The sequence below is a fragment of the Bradyrhizobium sp. CSS354 genome (assembly GCF_029051725.1).
Classification (GTDB): domain Bacteria; phylum Pseudomonadota; class Alphaproteobacteria; order Rhizobiales; family Xanthobacteraceae; genus Bradyrhizobium.
Genome location: NZ_JAACFU010000008.1, coordinates 76113 through 92370 on the forward strand (window position 1 = coordinate 76113; position 16258 = coordinate 92370).

The window sequence follows — 16258 nt, forward strand, 5'->3', positions numbered from 1 at the left end:
AACTGCTTCACACGGCCTTCGATCTTTCCACACTTTGAAGACGCTCAACTGCCGCGCGCCGCGCCGTTGCCAATCAACTCGTTTGGGAGCACGCTCTCTCCAGGCGCGCAGACGCCGCTCAGGGAGAAAGCCATGAAGGAAACGGGCCTGGATCATCGCCACCGCGACAAGGATGGCGCGATCAGCAAGAAGCACGGCAACACGCTGGTCGGTACGTTGCGCAAGATCTACGGCAAGGGTTTTGCCGCCGGTTATCCGGATACGACTGAACTCAGCGAGGTCTTGCATCAGTTGAACGAGACATCGCTGAGCCAGTTGCGGCGCGATCACGACACCGGGCATCTCGGCCACAAGATCGACCACGTCCCGAAGTGACGGACCTCCCTAGTTCCAACTTCAGGTAGATGAATTCAACTTCGCTGCCGGTCGACACGGCGAATTTGCCGTTTGAGCCCTCGCCGACCGAGCGCTAGGATGAGCCTTTTACGGAGGCTCATTTGAAACAGTTCATTATCATCACCGCCATTGCACTCGCCGTGACGGCTCCCGCCCGCTCGCAGGCCCTCGTCGATCCCAACAAGGTTGCTCCCGAATATCGCGAGGCAGCCGAGAAGCGGCGGGCCGAGCAGATGCGGCAGCGCGAATGCGCGCTGAAGGCGGATCTCGAGAAGGTGCTGCCCAGGGATCGCACCGTCTTTCTCAACCATTGCCTGGACACGATAGCGGCCAAGCAATAGCGGCCGATCGAGCAGCATGAAGTCGCCGACGCGTTCAAGCTTTCTTCAGACAATTGGGGTCACCTGACGATCCATTTCCATCAGTCATTGTCGATCGACCGCGCATGAGTTTCGTCCAGATTCAGTGCACGCGCTGCAAGACCGTATTCCGCGACCGCGCGGGACGGTTGCAGGACGGCTATTCCAGGCAATGTCCGAGCTGCGAGGTGGTGCTGTTCTTCGCGGAGGATTCGCCGAACCCTCAGGTCAAGCAGGCCATGAAGCGCGCCCGCAAGGCCCGCAAGGAGCAGCGCGAAACCGAAATGGCCAGGGTATCCGCGCCGCAAGCGCGCAGCAATTTCTCGCGGGCCGTCGCCGGACGGATACAGCACTCGTCGGAGGACGACGAGGCCTAGCTCACCCGCGCTTCCGCGGAAACAGGCGGTCGCGGATATAGCGCGAGGTCGGCGTCAGGCGGATGCCGCGCGGCTTCTGCCAGACGGCGCGATCGATCTCGTTCTTGTCGCCGATCGCGAGCCTGCCCTTGGCGCCCTTGGCGATGAAGATCGCGTCGCTCATCTTGCGGCCGGAGCGTTTGTTCCTGGCCGTCACTTCCTTCCAGAGGCTGATCCGGCCGAGCTTCAGCTTGGGCAGCTCCTCCTTGATCTCCCGCCGCAAGCAGTCCTTGTCGGACTCGCGCGCGCGCTTGCGGCCGCCCGGGAACATCCACAGGCCGTCCGACCGGCGTCTGACCAACAATACCTTGCCGCGCTTGGCGGCAACCAGTTTGGAAGACTTCGCCATGTCCGCCGTAATCGAAAAAAGAATCGAGCCCATGGTAACTTGTCTAGTCGGATAGACAAGTTCGGGATGGATCTTGATCACACGGGGCGAGGCCATCAGGTCTGATCGAACCCGGCAGGCCGATCCCGTCGTTCGAGGCGCCGGATCAGCCCTCGCCCGCCGCTGTCCCCGCCCTTGACCCCGCCTCGCCCCGGTCCTCCGTCCTGATCCAGGCCATCATCATTTCCCAGGCCACCGACAGGATGATCGGGCCGATGAACAAGCCGACGATGCCGTGGGCGAGCGTGCCGCCGATCACGCCGACGAAGATGACGATAGTGGGCGTGGTCAGGCCGCGCCCCATCACCAGCGGCTTCAACATGGTATCGAGGAAGCCGACGACGACGAGAAATACGGTGAGCAGCAGTGCGGTGGTGACGTCCTTGGCGGTCCAGATCCAGATGATCACCGGCAGCAGCACCAGGAAGGCGCCGATCTGCACGATCGAGAGCAGCAGCACGATGAAAGCGAGCAGGCCTGCGCTCGGCACCGCGGCAAGCTTGAAGCCGATGCCGGCGAGCAATGCCTGCACGATCGCGACGCCGATCACGCCTTGCGCCACGGCGCGGATCGTCGCGCCGGCGAGCCCCAGGAAATGCTCGGTTTGTTCGGGCACGATGCGAAACAGGAAGCCGCGGCCGGCCGCGACCAGCCTCGGCCCGTGCGGAAACAGGAAGCCGGCCACGAACACCGAGACCAGGAACTGGAGCGTGCCGACGCCGGCGTCTCCCGCGAGCCCAAGCAACGGTCCCGCCAGCGGCTGGAGATACGGCGCGACCTCGCGCAGCACCGCGCGGATGTTGTTGTAGGCCTGCTCCCAGAGGTCGAATAGCCATGGGCCAACGAGCGGCCACGACTTGAGCTGCTCCGGCGCCGACTGAAGCGCGAGGTCGCCGGTGCCGAGCTGGTGCGCCAGTTCGCGCACGCCGTCCACTGCGCTGATGCCGAGCCAGGTCGCAGGACCGATGACGATGCCGAGCGTGATCAGGGTCAGGATCGCCGCCGCGGTCTTGGGCCGGCCGCCGAGGATCTTGGCGACCCAGCTGAAGGCCGGGTAGAACGCGACAGCGAGCACGCCGCTCCAGGCAAGGATCGGCACGAAGGGGCGGATGATCAGGAAAGTCCAGATGATCAGCAGGCCGAGCAGGCCGACGCGGATCACGAGCTGGATGATGTCCTCGCCGGTCAGGAGCTGACGCAGACTTTTCACGGGCACGGCTTTCCTTGCGGCATCGACGCGGGTTCCGGCACTTGCGCGGCCCAGCGTTATTGCCAGCTGCGCACCCGGCGTCAAGACGACGGGGCCGGCCCGAGCCCGGCGATTAGGAACGCATCGGGCCATTCTGCATTCCGAGACGATGGCACGCCGTCCCAGAGAGCCTGGCGCACATGCGGGAATTCACCGCGGCATCCACTTTTCGCTGAAGCCAAACGCCGCACCGGGCTATTGGCGCTACGCCTATGCCGTCGGCGACAGGGCCCGCTCCGGGCGCGTGCAAGGCAGGCTGCCCTTGCTCGCCATCAGGCGCGTACAGATGCGCATCGACCGGGACATGCGGAGCATCCGGCCCGGCGATGCGGCGGCGCCGCGCGTTGAGCGCCGGCAAGGCCCGCAACCGAAGGCCGGCTTGGCTAACGACGATTAACCGGATTTCGGCCGACCGGTTTACGCCGTTGCAAAGGCGTGCACCTACGCTTCCATCGAGGTCCCCCAAACCACTTTCGGTGCAATGGCCAATACCATCTGGACGATCGAAGAATTCACCTGCGCGGGTTGCGGCATGAACTACACCGCGACAAGGGAGGAGCACGCCGAAGCGCATTCCGGCAGCTTCAAGTGCAGCATCTGCAGCGGTGTGGTGCACACCTGGTCCGGCAAGCACCATTTCTTCGGTTGGGAAGCGGTGAAGACCAAGCCACCCGTGTTCGGAAGGCGCTGGGCCGGCGCGGGCTGGTAGGCTGCTTCCGGCGGACCCAGACCCGCTACTCCCGTCAACGCTGCCTGCCCGAACTGCGGCTTCTGCTACTTTGCGGCACCGGTTACACTCCCCGCCCCGCAACTTAAGTCGATACGCAATGACCGCAGCTTTCGTTCCCCAGATTGCCCTTTACCGCACCTGGCTCGCCGAACAGCGCGGCCTTACCTTCGCCAGCTACGAGGACATGCGGCAGTGGTCGGTGCGCGATCTCGACGGCTTCTGGCGTAGCATCTGGGACTATTACGATCTGCAATCGCCAACGCCGTTCGCGGCCGTGATCACCGAGCGCAAGATGCCCGGCGCGGTCTGGTTTCCCGGCGCCCAGGTCAACTATGCCCGGCAGGTGTTCCGCCATGTAGACGCGGCCGACGCCGCCGGCCTGCCCGCAATCGTCAGCTGTGGCGAGGACGGCAGGCTTTGCGAGACGAGCTGGCCGGAGCTGCGGCGCAAGGCCGCTGCCCTCGCACTGCATCTGAAAGAAAAAGGCATCAAGCCCGGCGACCGCATCGCCGCCTATCTGCCCAACATCCCCGAGACCATCATCGCATTCCTGGCGAGCGCGAGCACCGGCGCGATCTGGAGCGTGTGCGCGCCCGACATGGCCGCGCCCGCCGTGATCGATCGCTTCAAGCAGATCGAACCGAAAGTGCTGATCGCCTGCGACGCCGTCACCTATGCCGGCCGCCGGCACGATCGCAAGGACGTCCTCGCCGAGCTGCGGCGATCGCTGCCGACGGTCGAACACGTCATCCTGCACGGCGAGGCAGCGGCGGACGCCCTGCTCTCCGACATCGTCGCAGCAACGGGCGCCGCGATCGACGCGTTCGAGCCCGCGTGGCTGCCGTTCGATCATCCGCTCTGGATCGTCTATTCCAGCGGCACCACCGGCCTGCCAAAGCCGATCGTGCACGGCCATGGCGGCATCGTCATGGTGGTGCTGGCTCTGCTGGGATTGCACAATGATCTCGGCTGCTCCTACCACGAGAATTCGTTCGGCGAGCGCTATCACTGGTACTCTTCGACCGGCTGGATCATGTGGAACAGCCAGGTCGGCGGCCTGCTCAGCGGCACCACCTGCTGCATTTTCGATGGCAGCCCCGGCGGCACCAGGGACAAGCCGGATTGGACCACACTGTGGCGCTTCGTCGCGCAATCGAAAGCGACCTTCTTCGGTGCGGGCGCGGCGTTCTTCGCCAACTGCGCCAAGGCCGAGATCAATCTCGCAGCCGCCGGCGAGCTCTCACAGCTTCGTTGTCTCGGCTCCACCGGCTCTCCGCTGAGCGCCGACACGCAAGCCTGGTTCAACAACCGCTTCGCTGGCTTGTCGAAGACCAACGGCAGCAAGGCGCAGACCGATATCTGGTGGGCCAACATCTCCGGCGGCACCGATTTCGCCGGCGCCTTCATTGGCGGCAATCGCGAACTGCCGCAGACGCCCGGCGCGATGCAGTGCCGTCTGCTGGGTGCCGCCGTGGAAGCCTTCGACGAACGGGGCCTCGCCTTCATCGGCGAGGTCGGCGAGCTCGTTTGCACCGAGCCGATGCCGTCGATGCCGCTCTATTTCTGGAACGACGAGGGCGATGCGCGCTATCGCGCGAGCTATTTCGAGACCTATCCGGACAATTTCGACGGCAGCGGCCGCGGGCCGGTGTGGCGGCACGGCGACTGGCTCAAAGTCGACCCGGACGGCTCCTGCATCATCTATGGCCGCAGCGATGCCACCATCAACCGCCACGGCCTGCGCATGGGCACCAGCGAACTCTACTCCGCGATCGAGGCCTTGCCGGAGGTGCTGGATTCCCTCGTCGTCGATCTCGAATATCTCGGCCGTGACAGCTACATGCCGCTGTTCGTGGTGCTGCGCGACGGCGTCGCTTTCGATGGCGCGATGCAGGCGAAAATCAACAAGGCGGTCGAGGCCGGCCTCTCCCGCCGTTTCCTGCCCAACGAGATTTTTGCGGTCGCCGAAATTCCGCGCACGCTCTCGGGCAAGAAGCAGGAGCTGCCGATCAAGAAGCTGCTGCTCGGCCAGCCGGTCGAGAAGGTCATCAACCGGGAGGCGATGGCCAATCCCGCCTGCCTCGACTGGTACCTCGCCTTCGCACGCGACTATCTGGCGCGGACCGAGACTTGAGGGGAGATCGCCCCAATTGCGCCGAAGCCGTTTGGACTCCGTTCACCGATCGCCGCTAGAGCAGGATGGATCTTCCGCAACGAACGCGCGCCATGGCCGACCTCAACGCCGTCCTCACCAGGCTCAACGACCGTCTGCTCCGCCTCGAGGGCGAGCTGTTCGTGCTGCGCTCGCTGGCCCGCGCGACGCTGACGGCGGGCGATGACCATGCGGCGCGAATGCGCAAGCTGGTCGAGGCCGCAAAGGTCGCGCTCGACGACGAGGCCACGCGTCCCCTCGACAAGCCGACGCGCAAATATGTCGATGCGGCGACCGCGCTGGTGGAGGAATTGCTGGTCGAGCCGACCCAGGCACGGCCGTTATTCACCGTCATCGACGGCGGCCGGCGCGACTGAGCCTCAAACTGGCCGGCCGTCGTCCGTCGCGGCGATATCGCCCGACTTGAGCCGGCTGAGGCCGGCTTCGATGATCGCGATCTCCTCGTCGATCTGGCCGATCGGCAGGCTGAAGTCGTAGCCGGACCTGCTCTTCAGATCGACCGCAAGCCGCTGTCTGTGCATCATCAGCGCGTCGAGGCCGCGCCGGTTCTTCAGCCGGACATAGACGTCGACGATCTGCTCAATCGCGCTCGGCATGAAATCGGTCCCGGCGAAAAAGCCCGCACGGCGCACCCACGCCGGCGGGACAATCTCGGTGTCGCGGTACGCAATACAAATCCGCGACGGATTCGTCGATACGCCAAGCTGGTTGAGATCATGTTACCATCGGATGATTTCGTGATGGCCGTGCATGAAAAAGCCGCTGGCGATCCCGCCAGCGGCCAAATCCGGGTTCGAAAACGGATGCGGGTTGAAATGTCGCCAGCCCCGGTGGGTCCAACTTCTAACGGCAAATCCTGGATCTCTCTGTTAAGAACGAAACACAGGAACCGGCCTATCTCCACTTGCCGCCCGACCGTGGTGGCGCGGCCACGCTAGTCAGAAACGCAGAAATATTTGCGCGGCAGCCTGCGGTAGGCGCTGTAGCGGTAATGCGGCCGGTACGCGTAGCCGCGATAGAGAGCGGGCGGCTCCTCGCCGTAATAGGCGCCGTGATAGAAATTGATGACCGGCCCTTCGGCGCAGCGATAGGTGTCCCAAGTCGGGCCGATGAAGGGTGCCACCCCAACTTCGGACGGAACCGCGGGATAAGGTGGTCCGCCGGCGCGCGCCGGAAGGGTTGCGACTAGGGCCGCGAGAAGGACAAGCCACGCGCTCCGCATGCGTTCGCTCCGAGCCGATGCCATGCGCGCATGGAAGCACCGGACCGGCCGACGCCGCAATCGCGGAATTCATCGCGCACCCCTCGCCCGGTGCATTGTTGATAACCGGCGCAAACCCGGCGCGGGTGGTGACAGGACGTCCGGACGTGTTATCGGGAGATGACGCAGTTGCGAGACGGATCGGACACTCATGCGCATTACCCTCGTCGGCTCCCGCCATTTCGGCGTGACCACCCTGAACATGCTCCGGGAGCACGGTGTCTCGATCGTGCGGGTCGTGGTGGCCGACGCCGAGGATCGTCTCGCCGCGACAGCCAAGGCGGCGGGCATCGAGGTCGTCGTTCAGGCCAATCCCAAGCTGGTGGTGGCCTCCGAGATCGCCCCCGATACCGATCTGATCGTCACCGCGCACAGCCACGCCCGGATCGGCAAGGACGCGCTCGAGGCGGCGAAGCTGGGCGGGATCGGCTATCATCCTTCGCTGCTGCCGCGTCACCGCGGCAAGGCGGCCGTGGAATGGACCATCAAGGAAGGCGACCCGATCGCCGGCGGCACGATCTATCACCTCGCCGACCGCATGGACGCCGGCGCCATCGCCGCCCAGGAGTGGTGCTTCGTCAAGAAGGGCGAGACGGCCCGGGAGCTGTGGGAGCGCGCGCTGGCCCCGCTCGGGCTCAAATTGCTGGCTGACGTGATCGATTACGCCAAGGTCCACAAGGCGCTACCGTCCAAGACCCAGGACGAGCAGTTCGCGACCTCAGCGCCAAGTCTTTCCTGAGACCTCTTTCCTGAGCCCCTTTCCTGAGTCGATTTCCTGACGTTTACCCTTAACGTGAAGGGGCGTTGATTCTGCTTCGAAAATTGCAGCCGGAAACCCAAATAAACCATTGTTCCTACAGGAACAATTTTCAATTTGGCGCCGCACCAAATTTCCGTCACATTTTGTCCGAATAAGCGTCAGCATATCAGACAGATTCAAGGACGGATTTTATGCGTTTTGCTCGCATTGCGGCGTTCTGTGCCGCTTCAGTTATCACCCTCGCCGCTCCCGCTTTCGCCCAGACTCCTTATGACGGCAACTGGCAGGTCACCATCGTCACCAAGAGCGGTTCTTGCGAGCCGACCGCAAGCTCCTTGCTGACGGTTGCCGACGGCAAGATCACTGCTCCCGGCGCTAACGTTTCCGGCACCATCGGCCGGGAGGGTCTTGTGAAAGTTTCGATCAATGGTGCATATGCCAACGGTCAACTCAGCGGCAACGCCGGATCGGGGAAGTGGAATGGAGCATCTGCAGGCATACCGTGCAGCGGGCGGTGGGAAGCATCGCGCCAATAGAAAAATCGTGACGAGTGGACTAAGCCGGCGGCTGCTGATCGCGGCCGCCGTTATGTTCGCGGCCGGAATTGCCAACTCCGAGAGCAAGGCCCAGTCGGGCCCGTTCGCCCCGCTGGCGGGCAGCTGGAGCGGCTCAGGCACGGTCACCCTGGATGACGGTTCGACCGAGCGGATCCGCTGCCGGGCCAAATACGCTCCGATCGGACCGACCATGGAGTTGTCTCTGACCTGCGCCAGCGACGCCTACAAGTTCAACCTCGGCGCCAACGTCAAGGCTGAAGGCAGCGCCATCGCGGGGAGCTGGTCCGAGGCCAGCCGCAATATCAGCGGCTCCCTTTCGGGCCGTGGCGCCGGTGGAAACTATGAGCTGCTCGCCTCCACCGCCGGCTTCAACGCCAACATCTCGCTGAAGACGTCCGGCAACAAGCAGAACGTCACGATGCGCGCCGACAGCCAGTTCCGCGGCGCCAACATCTCGCTGTCGCGCTAAGCCGATACGAGTAGACATGCAATCGACCCGGCGATCTCGCCGGGTCGATTTTTTATGTGCCCGGCACGAACGCCGTGACCTCGATCTCGACCTTGGCCCGGTCGTCCACGAGACCGCCGACGTAGAGCAAGGTCGAGGGCGGGAAATTACGCCCCAGCGTTTCCTTCCAGGCCGCGCCAATTCCGGCCCCGGCAGTTTCATATTCGCTGCGGCTGGTCAGGTACCAGATCAAGCGGACGATATGCTCGGGGCCGGCGCCGGCCTCGCCAGGAGCGTGATGATCCGCTTCAGCGTGGTTCCGACCTGCGCGGCCATGTCAGGCGCGTAATTGCCGGTCTCGTCGCCGCCGGTCTGGCCGGCCAGCACCACCCAGCGACCCGGCCCCTCGACCACGACACCATGGGAAAAGCCGCGCGGTTTTTTCCACTCGGCCGGCTGCAAGATATGCATGAGCGAAGATCTCCCGATTTTTCTCGTTGTTCAGTGATGCCTTAGCACGCCGCCATGCATCGCTGCACCGGCAGATTTGGCCGTTGCAAACGGCGACGATGTCGCCGATACCGGCCCTCCCTCAGGACCCTCGCCTCCCAAACCTCCGCCCATGAACACGACACCGTCCAAAACGATGGCTGCCCTGTGGATGGCGGGCTGGCTGTCGCTGATGCTGGTCATGGCGGTCGCCGGGCGCGAGACCACGCGCGAGCTGAATGTATTTCAGATCATGGAAGTGCGTTCACTGATCGGCTTCCTGTTGCTTTCGCCGATCATCTATCGGGCCGGCGGCTTCAAGGTGCTCAGGACATCGCGCCTGCCGCAGCACATCGGGCGCAATTTGGTGCACTATGTTGCGCAGCTCGGCTGGTTCTTCGCACTGACGCTGATCCCGATCGGCCAGGTGGTGGCAATCGAGTTCACCATGCCAATCTGGACGGCGCTGCTCGCAGCGAGCCTCCTCTCCGAGCGCATGACGCCGTGGAAGATCGCCGCCATCGCGCTTGGCCTTATCGGTGTGATCGTCATCGTCCGACCCGCCACCGGCGAAATCAATCCCGGTCAACTCATTGCGCTCGGCGCCGCGATGGGCTTTGGCGTGTCCATGGTGCTCGTCAAATCGCTGACCCGCACCGAAAGCGCGCTATCGATCCTGTTCTGGATGCTGGTGGTGCAATCGGTCTCAGGCTTCATTCCGACGCTGTTCGTCTGGACGTGGCCCTCCGCCTATGTCTGGGCATGGGTCGGCGTGATCGGCGTCTGCGGCACGTTTTCGCACTACTGCCTCGCCAGTGCGATGCGCTATGCGGATGCGACCATCGTTGTTCCCATGGACTTCCTGCGGGTTCCATTGACCGCGACCGCTGGCTGGCTGCTGTATTCGGAGCGGCTTGACACATGGACGGTGGTCGGCGCCGCGCTGATCCTGTTCGGCAATCTCCTGAATCTAAAGCCAGCTCCGCCGGTTCCTGCTCCCGCACGCTGAACCTCGCGCCGCCTCGCGCGACAAAACCAAGTGGCCGTGTGATTTGGATCACGTTGGAGCGGCATTCCATCGTGCACATTCTGCCACACAGCAGCGGGTTGAACGCGACGAACTGCCGTTTTGGTGGCGCCAAGTCGGGCACTTCGTGTAAGTTCGTTGCCAATTTGTTGCTGCCTGCAATTCGATTCTGTTGGGGATTCCAGATGCGCACTCTCACCCTCCTTGCGTCGCTGATGTGCATGGCACTGTCGATCAGTGCCGCGAAGGCCGATCGCCGTGTTGCTTTCGTCGTCGGCAACGGCACCTACAAGAACGTCGCACAATTGCCGAACCCGCCGATCGACGCCAAGGCGATGGCGGCAACGCTGCGCAATGTCGGCTTCGAGGTGATCGAAGGTTCGAACCTCTCGCGCGACCAGATGACTGAGAAGCTGCTGGACTTCGGCCGCAAGGCACAGGGCTCCGATGTCGCAGTGTTCTATTATGCCGGTCACGGCATCGCGGTCGGCGGCTCCAACTATCTTCTGCCTGTCGACGCCGACATCAAGTCGGAGATGGACGTCAAGCTCGGTGCCGCCATCAACATCGATCTGACGCTCGAGCAGACCATGGGCGACGCCAAGGTCAAGCTGGTCTTCCTTGACGCCTGCCGCGACAATCCGTTCGCCGCCAAGATCAAGTCGAACTCCGCGACCCGCAGCGTCAACGTGCAGAGCGGTCTTGCCGAGATGAAATCCGGCGAAGGCACGCTGATCGCGTTCGCCACCGGCCCGGGCCAAACCGCGCTCGACGGTCAGGAGGGCAACAACAGCCCGTTCACCCGTGCGCTCATCGACAACATCACCAAACCTGGCATCGAGATCCAGCAGGCGATGACGTCGGTACGCGCCCAGGTCAACGAGGAGACCCACAAGGGTCAGCTGCCCTGGGGCCACACCAATTTGATCGGCGCGGTCTATCTCAACCAGGCTCCGACGACCCAGGTCGCCAATGCAGCACCGACGGCTGCTGGCAGCGTGCCAATGGCGACGGGCGGCAATTCGGACGGTGTCGAGCTCGAATACTGGCGCTCGGTCAAGGAGAGCAACAAGTCGGAAGAGCTCAACGCCTATCTCTCGGCCTATCCGAACGGCCAGTTCAAGGCGCTGGCGCTGGCACGCCTCGCGGCCATCAAGAGCGGCCCCTCGACCGCGACGCGTACCCTCACCGCTGGCGTCGATCCCGCGACCTTCACCGATGAGGCCAGCCAGCTTACCGAGGACCAGATCGGCCTCGACAAGAACCAGCGCCGCGACGTTCAGCGTCGCCTCGGCGGGCTCGGCTTCGACAACAAACAAACGGGCGTGTTCGGCGACGAGACGCGATCGGTGCTCAAGCGCTGGCAGGCGGCGCGCGGCTATCCCGCGTCAGGTTACCTGAACAAGCTCCAGCACAAGGCTCTGCTTTCGGAGGTCGTGGCCGGCCCGCCGACCGCGAGCGACAGCAGCCAGAAGGCAGCCCGCCGGGCCGCCGCCCCCGCGGCCAGCAGCGCGCCCGCACCGGCTCCCCATCGCAGCAGCGGCGGCGATCCTGCCGGAGCGGCCTTCGTCGGCGGTGTCGTCGGCGGCATGATGGGCGGTATGTTCCGCCGCTGAGGCAGGCCAATCGCAAATACAAAAGCCCGGCTCGCGCCGGGCTTTTTCGTTGCGAGTCGCCCAACCTTTGGCGCCTACTTCCCCGCGGCCTTGCGCAGCGCCTCGTTGATGCGGTCCTGCCAGCCGGGGCCGTCGGACTGGAAATGCTCCAGCACGTCCTGGTCGATCCGCAGCGTGACCTGCTCCTTGATCCCCGGCGTGACGTTCTGCTTTGGCGGCGCCGCGGCGACCTTGGCCGTCACCTTCTTGAACGCCGCCTCGGCCTCCGTTCTGGCATCGCCCAACGTCCGCGGCCGCCTCGGTGGTTGATCCGCCATGTCCTAAATTCCCTCAAACAGAGCCGTCGAAAGATACCGCTCGGAGAACGACGGCACTATAGCCAGGATCGTCTTTCCCGCAGCTTCCGGCCGCTTGCCGATCTCGAGGGCCGCGGCGATCGCGGCACCCGAGGAGATGCCGCCCGGAATGCCCTCATGCCGCGCCAAGGCCCGCGAGGTCTCGATTGCGGTCGTCGAACTGATCTTCGCGATCTCGTCGATCACCGAGCGGTCGAGGATGTCAGGGACGAAGCCCGCACCGATGCCTTGGATCTTGTGCGGCGTGTGCTGGCCGCCCGACAGCACCGGACTTTCCTCGGGCTCGACCGCGACCACGCGCAGCGAGGGCTTGCGCGGCTTCAGCACCTGGCCGACGCCGGTGATGGTGCCGCCGGTGCCGACGCCGGCGACGAAGAAGTCGATGTTGCCACCGGTGTCGTTCCAGATCTCCTCTGCAGTGGTGCGGCGGTGCACCTCGGGATTGGCGAGATTCTTGAACTGCTGCGGCATCACCGAATTCGGCGTCGTCTTCAACAGCTCTTCGGCCGTCGCGATCGCGCCCTTCATGCCTTGCGCGGCCGGTGTCAGCACCAGCTCCGCGCCCAGAAAAGCCAGCATCTTGCGGCGTTCGATCGACATCGACTCCGGCATGACCAGCTTGAGCCGATAGCCGCGCGACGCCGCGACGAAGGCCAGCGCGATGCCGGTATTGCCGGAGGTGGGTTCGATCAGCACGGTGTCGGGCTTGACGATGCCGGCCTTCTCCATGGCGATGATCATGGCCGCGCCGATGCGATCCTTCACGCTAGCGGCGGGATTGAAATATTCAAGCTTGGCCAAAATGGTCGCGTTCACGCCGTGCATGCCCGGCAGCCGGCGCAAGCGCACGATCGGCGTGTCGCCAAAAGCATCGACGATCGAGTCGTAGATCCGGCCGCGGCCGGGCTGGTGCGCTGCACCCGTGGTGGACGATGCGTCCATGATCAACTCCCTGTGGCGACGATTTGCGCTTCTGTTGCAGCTCTTGCGCAGTTACAGACAGCCTGCGGCGACACGCAAGCGGCATTGCGGTACATGTTAAATACGCTGCATCGCAAAATCGCGTGAGCTGCAATTATCAGAAAACCAAGGCATTTGTGTTGCGACCTCGTCAACTGATTCTGCTTATGTTAGACTTAGGTCTCAAAGCTGAGAGGTCACCACGATGTCAGCAGTCGCTGAAGTGTTGTCGACCGCCGCATCGAACCGCGCTCCGCGGTGCAGTGAGTTGCCCACCTGTCCCGTCTGCGCCGACTCCATGGTCGCCGCCGAAGGTTCTGCGTATGTGTCGGAACACCTCATCAGCTATCTCTGGACCTGCGACAATTGCGGCTACGGCTTCGTGACCAAGCACGCCGTCAAGCAGCGGATCGTCTGCAACTGACGTTTCCTCTTCATCCGACCTTGCGGAATTGACCTAGCGCGGGGCGATGTCGCCCCTCGCCCAGTCTTCGCGCGTACGCCGATAGAACGCCTCGAACGTGCCCTGTGCGACCGCGTCCCTGATGCCCTGCATCAGGAACTGGTAGTACGCGATATTGATCTCGGACAGCAGCATCGCGCCCAGCGTCTCGCCCGCCTTGACGAGATGATGCAAATAGGCGCGCGCGTAGCTGCGCGCCGACGGCCAGGAGCTCTCTTCGTCGAGCGGACGGGGATCGTCGGCGTGGCGCGCGTTGCGCAAATTCACCTGGCCGAAGCGTGTGAAGGCAACGCCATGCCGCCCATTGCGCGTCGGCATCACGCAATCGAACATGTCGATGCCGCGCTTGACTGCCTCGAGGATGTCGTCGGGCGTGCCGACGCCCATCAGGTAGCGCGGCCGCTCTCTCGGCAGCAGCGGCGCCGTTTCGTCGATCATCGCCAGCATCACGGCCTGCGGCTCACCGACGGCGAGGCCGCCAATGGCATAACCATGGAAACCGATTTCGATGAGGCCTTGCGCGCTGGCATGGCGAAGCTGGGGGATGTCGCCGCCCTGCACGATGCCGAACAGCATGTAGCCTTCGGGAGCGCTCTCGAAGGCGCGCTTGCTTCGCTCGGCCCAGCGCAGCGACAATTGCATCGCGCGATCGATGTCGGCGCGCTCGGCGGGCAGTCGCACGCATTCGTCCATCTGCATGGCGATATCGGAGCCAAGGAAACGCTGCACTTCGATCGAGCGCTCCGGCGACAGCTCGACCTTGGCGCCGTCGATATGCGAACGAAACGTCACGGCCTGCTCGCTGACCTTGCGCAAATCCGCCAGCGACATCACCTGGAAGCCGCCGGAATCCGTCAGCATCGGCCCGTTCCAGCCGGTGAATGTCTGCAAGCCGCCAAGTGCTGCGATCCGCTCGGCGCCGGGACGCAACATCAGATGATAGGTGTTGCCGAGCACGATGTCGGCACCGGCCTCACGCACCTCGCGCCAGTGCATGCCCTTCATCGCGCCGGCGGTACCGACCGGCATGAAGGCAGGCGTGCGCACCACGCCGTGCGGCGTGGTCAGGCGCCCGGTGCGCGCGGCGCCATCAGTGGCGAGCAGTTCGAAATGATTGGGCAGACCGGTGTCAGGACGATTCATGACGGTGCTTATTGCGTGTCGGAGCAGGCCGATCAACCCGCTCAGGCGATGCTTCGGCCGGCTGATGCATCAGACTGGGACAATGGACACTGATATCCGACACGGAATTGTGCGCCCGCAGCACTTGTTAAACAAAACGATACAGTGTAGTTTTACCTTGGGGGTTGGACGAGCTGCCGCGGCGATGTTGCCGGCGGCGGTAGATGCGTGATCGCCAGCCACCGACAATGCCCTTTCCTTCAAGTTCGACTGACACGTCCGCCTGTTCGCATGGCTGGACAAGGCAGACCGGCGCCCGCCTGTTCGGATTGCTGGTCCTGACGTGCAGCCTGGCGCTCGGCGCCTGCACCTCCCTGCCCCGCACACCCTATACGGCCACCGAAGCCAGCACGTCGCGCGTGCTCGATATCGATGGCCTCCGGCGCTACGCCGACGAACCCATCACGAAATTCAGCTTCGAGAAGGACACCAGCACCGCGACCAAGTCCTATCTGGCGCTGTCAGGCGGGGGTGCCGATGGCGCCTACGGCGTCGGCGTGCTCAACGGCTGGACCGCGGCCAGATCCCGTCCCACGTTCTCGGTCGTCTCGGGCGTGAGCACCGGCGGTCTGATTGCACCCTTTGCGTTTCTCGGCTCGCGATATGACGACACGCTGAAGGAGGTTTACACCAGCGGCGTCGCCGAGAGCCTGTTGAGCGATCCCAGCATCATGCGCGTGCTGTTCGGATCCGGCCTGTTCGGCAACACGCGTCTGCGCGAGCTCGTCGCCCGCTATGTCGGACCGGAGATCATGGCGCAGGTCGCGCGTGAGAACGCCAAGGGCCGAAGGCTGCTGGTGGTGACGACCGATCTCGACACCCAGCGCACCGCGATCTGGGACATGGGCAGGATCGCGGCGGTCGGCACGCCTGAGGCGCTCAAGCTGTTTCGCGACGTGATGGCGGCCTCCGCCAGCATCCCGCTGGTGTTTCCGCCGATCATGATCGACGCTGAAGGCGAGGGCCGCAGGTTTCAGGAGATGCATGTCGACGGCGGCGTGACAGCCCCGGTGCTGACACTGCCGGAAGCCCTGCTTTTCCAGGGCAGTCGCCTTCCCGCCCTGCGAAGCTGGACATCTACATCCTCGTCAACAAGAAGATCGAACGCAATTTCGAGCTCGTCTCCAACAGCACCATCGACGTCGCCTCACGCAGCCTGTCGTCGATCACCCAGTCGCAGACCCGCTCGATCATCTTCTCGACCTATGATTTCGCGAGGCGCAACCGCCTGGGCTTCCATCTCTCCTATATCGCGCGCGACTATCCGGCCGCCCCCTCGGAAGGGTTCGACACCGCCTATATGCGGGCGCTGTATCAGTACGGATATGAGAAGGCCGCTTCAGGCCAAGCCTGGACTTCGACGCTTCCGTAAGCGCTCGCTGAGGAACGGGGCGGTGCCGAGACGGTTGACGATGCGGCCCATCCGGC

At 64.0% G+C, this 16258-nt stretch carries 20 protein-coding genes and 2 pseudogenes; 14 read left to right on the top strand and 8 right to left on the bottom strand.

The genetic code is table 11. The features are described from left to right. The first annotated feature begins 132 nt into the window (after positions 1-132). The 3 genes from GWG67_RS20640 (at position 133) to GWG67_RS20650 (ending at position 1132) form a co-directional block, all read left to right on the top strand. Positions 133-375, top strand: a complete 243-nt coding sequence (locus tag GWG67_RS20640; protein ID WP_007610592.1) for a hypothetical protein — start codon at positions 133-135, stop codon at positions 373-375. A gap of 122 nt (positions 376-497) precedes the next feature. Next, the gene (locus GWG67_RS20645) at positions 498-737 is read left to right on the top strand and encodes a hypothetical protein (protein WP_275171150.1); all 240 of its coding nucleotides are present in this window, start codon (positions 498-500) and stop codon (positions 735-737) included. Between the two features lie 104 nt (positions 738-841). Beyond that, the gene (locus GWG67_RS20650; RefSeq protein ID WP_275171151.1) at positions 842-1132 is read left to right on the top strand and encodes a Zn-ribbon containing protein; all 291 of its coding nucleotides are present in this window, start codon (positions 842-844) and stop codon (positions 1130-1132) included. A gap of 1 nt (position 1133) precedes the next feature. On the opposite strand, the gene GWG67_RS20655 is transcribed toward GWG67_RS20650, so the two are convergent. Continuing rightward, positions 1134-1520 carry an NUDIX hydrolase gene (locus GWG67_RS20655; protein ID WP_027518066.1) on the bottom strand — a complete coding sequence of 129 codons (387 nt, stop codon included), beginning with the start codon at positions 1518-1520 and terminating at the stop codon, positions 1134-1136. 145 nt (positions 1521-1665) lie between these two features. After that, positions 1666-2769 carry an AI-2E family transporter gene (locus GWG67_RS20660; RefSeq protein WP_275171152.1) on the bottom strand — a complete coding sequence of 368 codons (1104 nt, stop codon included), beginning with the start codon at positions 2767-2769 and terminating at the stop codon, positions 1666-1668. Between the two features lie 148 nt (positions 2770-2917). Between GWG67_RS20660 and GWG67_RS20665 the strand changes: the two genes are divergently transcribed. The 4 genes from GWG67_RS20665 (at position 2918) to GWG67_RS20680 (ending at position 6067) form a co-directional block, all read left to right on the top strand. Beyond that, positions 2918-3205: a hypothetical protein gene (locus GWG67_RS20665; RefSeq protein ID WP_275171153.1), complete on the top strand. Its 288-nt coding sequence runs from the start codon at positions 2918-2920 to the stop codon at positions 3203-3205. 84 nt (positions 3206-3289) lie between these two features. Continuing rightward, positions 3290-3517, top strand: coding sequence for a hypothetical protein (locus GWG67_RS20670; protein ID WP_275171154.1), 228 nt, complete (start codon positions 3290-3292; stop codon positions 3515-3517). 118 nt (positions 3518-3635) lie between these two features. Beyond that, positions 3636-5672: an acetoacetate--CoA ligase gene (locus GWG67_RS20675; protein ID WP_275171155.1), complete on the top strand. Its 2037-nt coding sequence runs from the start codon at positions 3636-3638 to the stop codon at positions 5670-5672. 92 nt (positions 5673-5764) lie between these two features. After that, the gene (locus GWG67_RS20680) at positions 5765-6067 is read left to right on the top strand and encodes a hypothetical protein (RefSeq protein ID WP_027518070.1); all 303 of its coding nucleotides are present in this window, start codon (positions 5765-5767) and stop codon (positions 6065-6067) included. 3 nt (positions 6068-6070) lie between these two features. Here the strand turns inward: GWG67_RS20680 and GWG67_RS20685 are convergent, their stop codons facing one another. Together GWG67_RS20685 and GWG67_RS20690 are read right to left on the bottom strand one after the other, a co-directional pair. Further along, a complete protein-coding gene (locus GWG67_RS20685; protein WP_275171156.1) occupies positions 6071-6307 on the bottom strand; it encodes a hypothetical protein in 237 nt (78 codons plus the stop codon). 338 nt (positions 6308-6645) lie between these two features. After that, positions 6646-6933: a hypothetical protein gene (locus tag GWG67_RS20690; RefSeq protein ID WP_275171157.1), complete on the bottom strand. Its 288-nt coding sequence runs from the start codon at positions 6931-6933 to the stop codon at positions 6646-6648. 190 nt (positions 6934-7123) lie between these two features. On the opposite strand from GWG67_RS20690, the gene GWG67_RS20695 reads away from it, so the two are divergent. The 3 genes from GWG67_RS20695 to GWG67_RS20705 all read left to right on the top strand — a co-directional run bounded on the left by GWG67_RS20695 (position 7124) and on the right by GWG67_RS20705 (position 8758). Continuing rightward, entirely contained in the window at positions 7124-7711 is a 588-nt protein-coding gene (locus GWG67_RS20695; protein WP_027567035.1) for a formyltransferase family protein, read from the top strand. 212 nt (positions 7712-7923) lie between these two features. Next, entirely contained in the window at positions 7924-8268 is a 345-nt protein-coding gene (locus GWG67_RS20700; RefSeq protein ID WP_007610621.1) for a hypothetical protein, read from the top strand. Beyond that, positions 8213-8758 carry a hypothetical protein gene (locus GWG67_RS20705; RefSeq protein ID WP_275171158.1) on the top strand — a complete coding sequence of 182 codons (546 nt, stop codon included), beginning with the start codon at positions 8213-8215 and terminating at the stop codon, positions 8756-8758. Before GWG67_RS20700 ends, GWG67_RS20705 begins: the two co-directional genes overlap by 56 nt. Before the next feature lie 52 nt (positions 8759-8810). Here the strand turns inward: GWG67_RS20705 and GWG67_RS20710 are convergent. Continuing rightward, positions 8811-9208, bottom strand: a pseudogene (locus GWG67_RS20710) (RidA family protein). 151 nt (positions 9209-9359) lie between these two features. On the opposite strand from GWG67_RS20710, the gene GWG67_RS20715 reads away from it, so the two are divergent. Both GWG67_RS20715 and GWG67_RS20720 read left to right on the top strand, forming a co-directional pair. Next, positions 9360-10235, top strand: coding sequence for a DMT family transporter (locus GWG67_RS20715; protein WP_275171159.1), 876 nt, complete (start codon positions 9360-9362; stop codon positions 10233-10235). Positions 10236-10438: 203 nt separating this feature from the next. Next, positions 10439-11869, top strand: a complete 1431-nt coding sequence (locus tag GWG67_RS20720; RefSeq protein ID WP_275171160.1) for a caspase family protein — start codon at positions 10439-10441, stop codon at positions 11867-11869. A gap of 74 nt (positions 11870-11943) precedes the next feature. Here GWG67_RS20720 and GWG67_RS20725 read toward each other — a convergent pair whose 3' ends face one another. Both GWG67_RS20725 and cysK read right to left on the bottom strand, forming a co-directional pair. Continuing rightward, positions 11944-12186, bottom strand: a complete 243-nt coding sequence (locus GWG67_RS20725) for a BrnA antitoxin family protein (protein WP_275171161.1) — start codon at positions 12184-12186, stop codon at positions 11944-11946. Between the two features lie 3 nt (positions 12187-12189). Further along, entirely contained in the window at positions 12190-13167 is a 978-nt protein-coding gene (gene cysK / locus GWG67_RS20730; protein ID WP_275171162.1) for a cysteine synthase A, read from the bottom strand. Between the two features lie 223 nt (positions 13168-13390). On the opposite strand from cysK, the gene GWG67_RS20735 reads away from it, so the two are divergent. Then, positions 13391-13609 carry a hypothetical protein gene (locus tag GWG67_RS20735; RefSeq protein WP_275171163.1) on the top strand — a complete coding sequence of 73 codons (219 nt, stop codon included), beginning with the start codon at positions 13391-13393 and terminating at the stop codon, positions 13607-13609. Between the two features lie 33 nt (positions 13610-13642). Here the strand turns inward: GWG67_RS20735 and tgt are convergent, their stop codons facing one another. Further along, positions 13643-14791, bottom strand: coding sequence for a tRNA guanosine(34) transglycosylase Tgt (tgt, locus tag GWG67_RS20740; RefSeq protein ID WP_275171164.1), 1149 nt, complete (start codon positions 14789-14791; stop codon positions 13643-13645). Positions 14792-14994: 203 nt separating this feature from the next. Here tgt and GWG67_RS20745 point away from each other — a divergent pair. Beyond that, positions 14995-16202 (top strand): annotated as a pseudogene (locus GWG67_RS20745) (patatin-like phospholipase family protein). The last annotated feature ends 56 nt before the right edge of the window (positions 16203-16258 follow it).

Excerpts from the sequence above, each read along its gene's own strand:
- GWG67_RS20640 (WP_007610592.1), top strand. The coding sequence starts at position 133 with ATGAAGGAAACGGGCCTGGATCATCGCCACCGCGACAAGGATGGCGCG.
- GWG67_RS20650 (WP_275171151.1), top strand. The coding sequence starts at position 842 with ATGAGTTTCGTCCAGATTCAGTGCACGCGCTGCAAGACCGTATTCCGC.
- GWG67_RS20655 (WP_027518066.1), bottom strand. The coding sequence starts at position 1,520 with ATGGCGAAGTCTTCCAAACTGGTTGCCGCCAAGCGCGGCAAGGTATTG.
- GWG67_RS20665 (WP_275171153.1), top strand. The coding sequence starts at position 2,918 with ATGGCACGCCGTCCCAGAGAGCCTGGCGCACATGCGGGAATTCACCGC.
- GWG67_RS20670 (WP_275171154.1), top strand. The coding sequence starts at position 3,290 with ATGGCCAATACCATCTGGACGATCGAAGAATTCACCTGCGCGGGTTGC.
- GWG67_RS20675 (WP_275171155.1), top strand. The coding sequence starts at position 3,636 with ATGACCGCAGCTTTCGTTCCCCAGATTGCCCTTTACCGCACCTGGCTC.
- GWG67_RS20680 (WP_027518070.1), top strand. The coding sequence starts at position 5,765 with ATGGCCGACCTCAACGCCGTCCTCACCAGGCTCAACGACCGTCTGCTC.
- GWG67_RS20685 (WP_275171156.1), bottom strand. The coding sequence starts at position 6,307 with ATGCCGAGCGCGATTGAGCAGATCGTCGACGTCTATGTCCGGCTGAAG.
- GWG67_RS20690 (WP_275171157.1), bottom strand. The coding sequence starts at position 6,933 with ATGCGGAGCGCGTGGCTTGTCCTTCTCGCGGCCCTAGTCGCAACCCTT.
- GWG67_RS20695 (WP_027567035.1), top strand. The coding sequence starts at position 7,124 with ATGCGCATTACCCTCGTCGGCTCCCGCCATTTCGGCGTGACCACCCTG.
- GWG67_RS20700 (WP_007610621.1), top strand. The coding sequence starts at position 7,924 with ATGCGTTTTGCTCGCATTGCGGCGTTCTGTGCCGCTTCAGTTATCACC.
- GWG67_RS20705 (WP_275171158.1), top strand. The coding sequence starts at position 8,213 with ATGGAGCATCTGCAGGCATACCGTGCAGCGGGCGGTGGGAAGCATCGC.
- GWG67_RS20715 (WP_275171159.1), top strand. The coding sequence starts at position 9,360 with ATGAACACGACACCGTCCAAAACGATGGCTGCCCTGTGGATGGCGGGC.
- GWG67_RS20720 (WP_275171160.1), top strand. The coding sequence starts at position 10,439 with ATGCGCACTCTCACCCTCCTTGCGTCGCTGATGTGCATGGCACTGTCG.
- GWG67_RS20725 (WP_275171161.1), bottom strand. The coding sequence starts at position 12,186 with ATGGCGGATCAACCACCGAGGCGGCCGCGGACGTTGGGCGATGCCAGA.
- cysK (WP_275171162.1), bottom strand. The coding sequence starts at position 13,167 with ATGGACGCATCGTCCACCACGGGTGCAGCGCACCAGCCCGGCCGCGGC.
- GWG67_RS20735 (WP_275171163.1), top strand. The coding sequence starts at position 13,391 with ATGTCAGCAGTCGCTGAAGTGTTGTCGACCGCCGCATCGAACCGCGCT.
- tgt (WP_275171164.1), bottom strand. The coding sequence starts at position 14,791 with ATGAATCGTCCTGACACCGGTCTGCCCAATCATTTCGAACTGCTCGCC.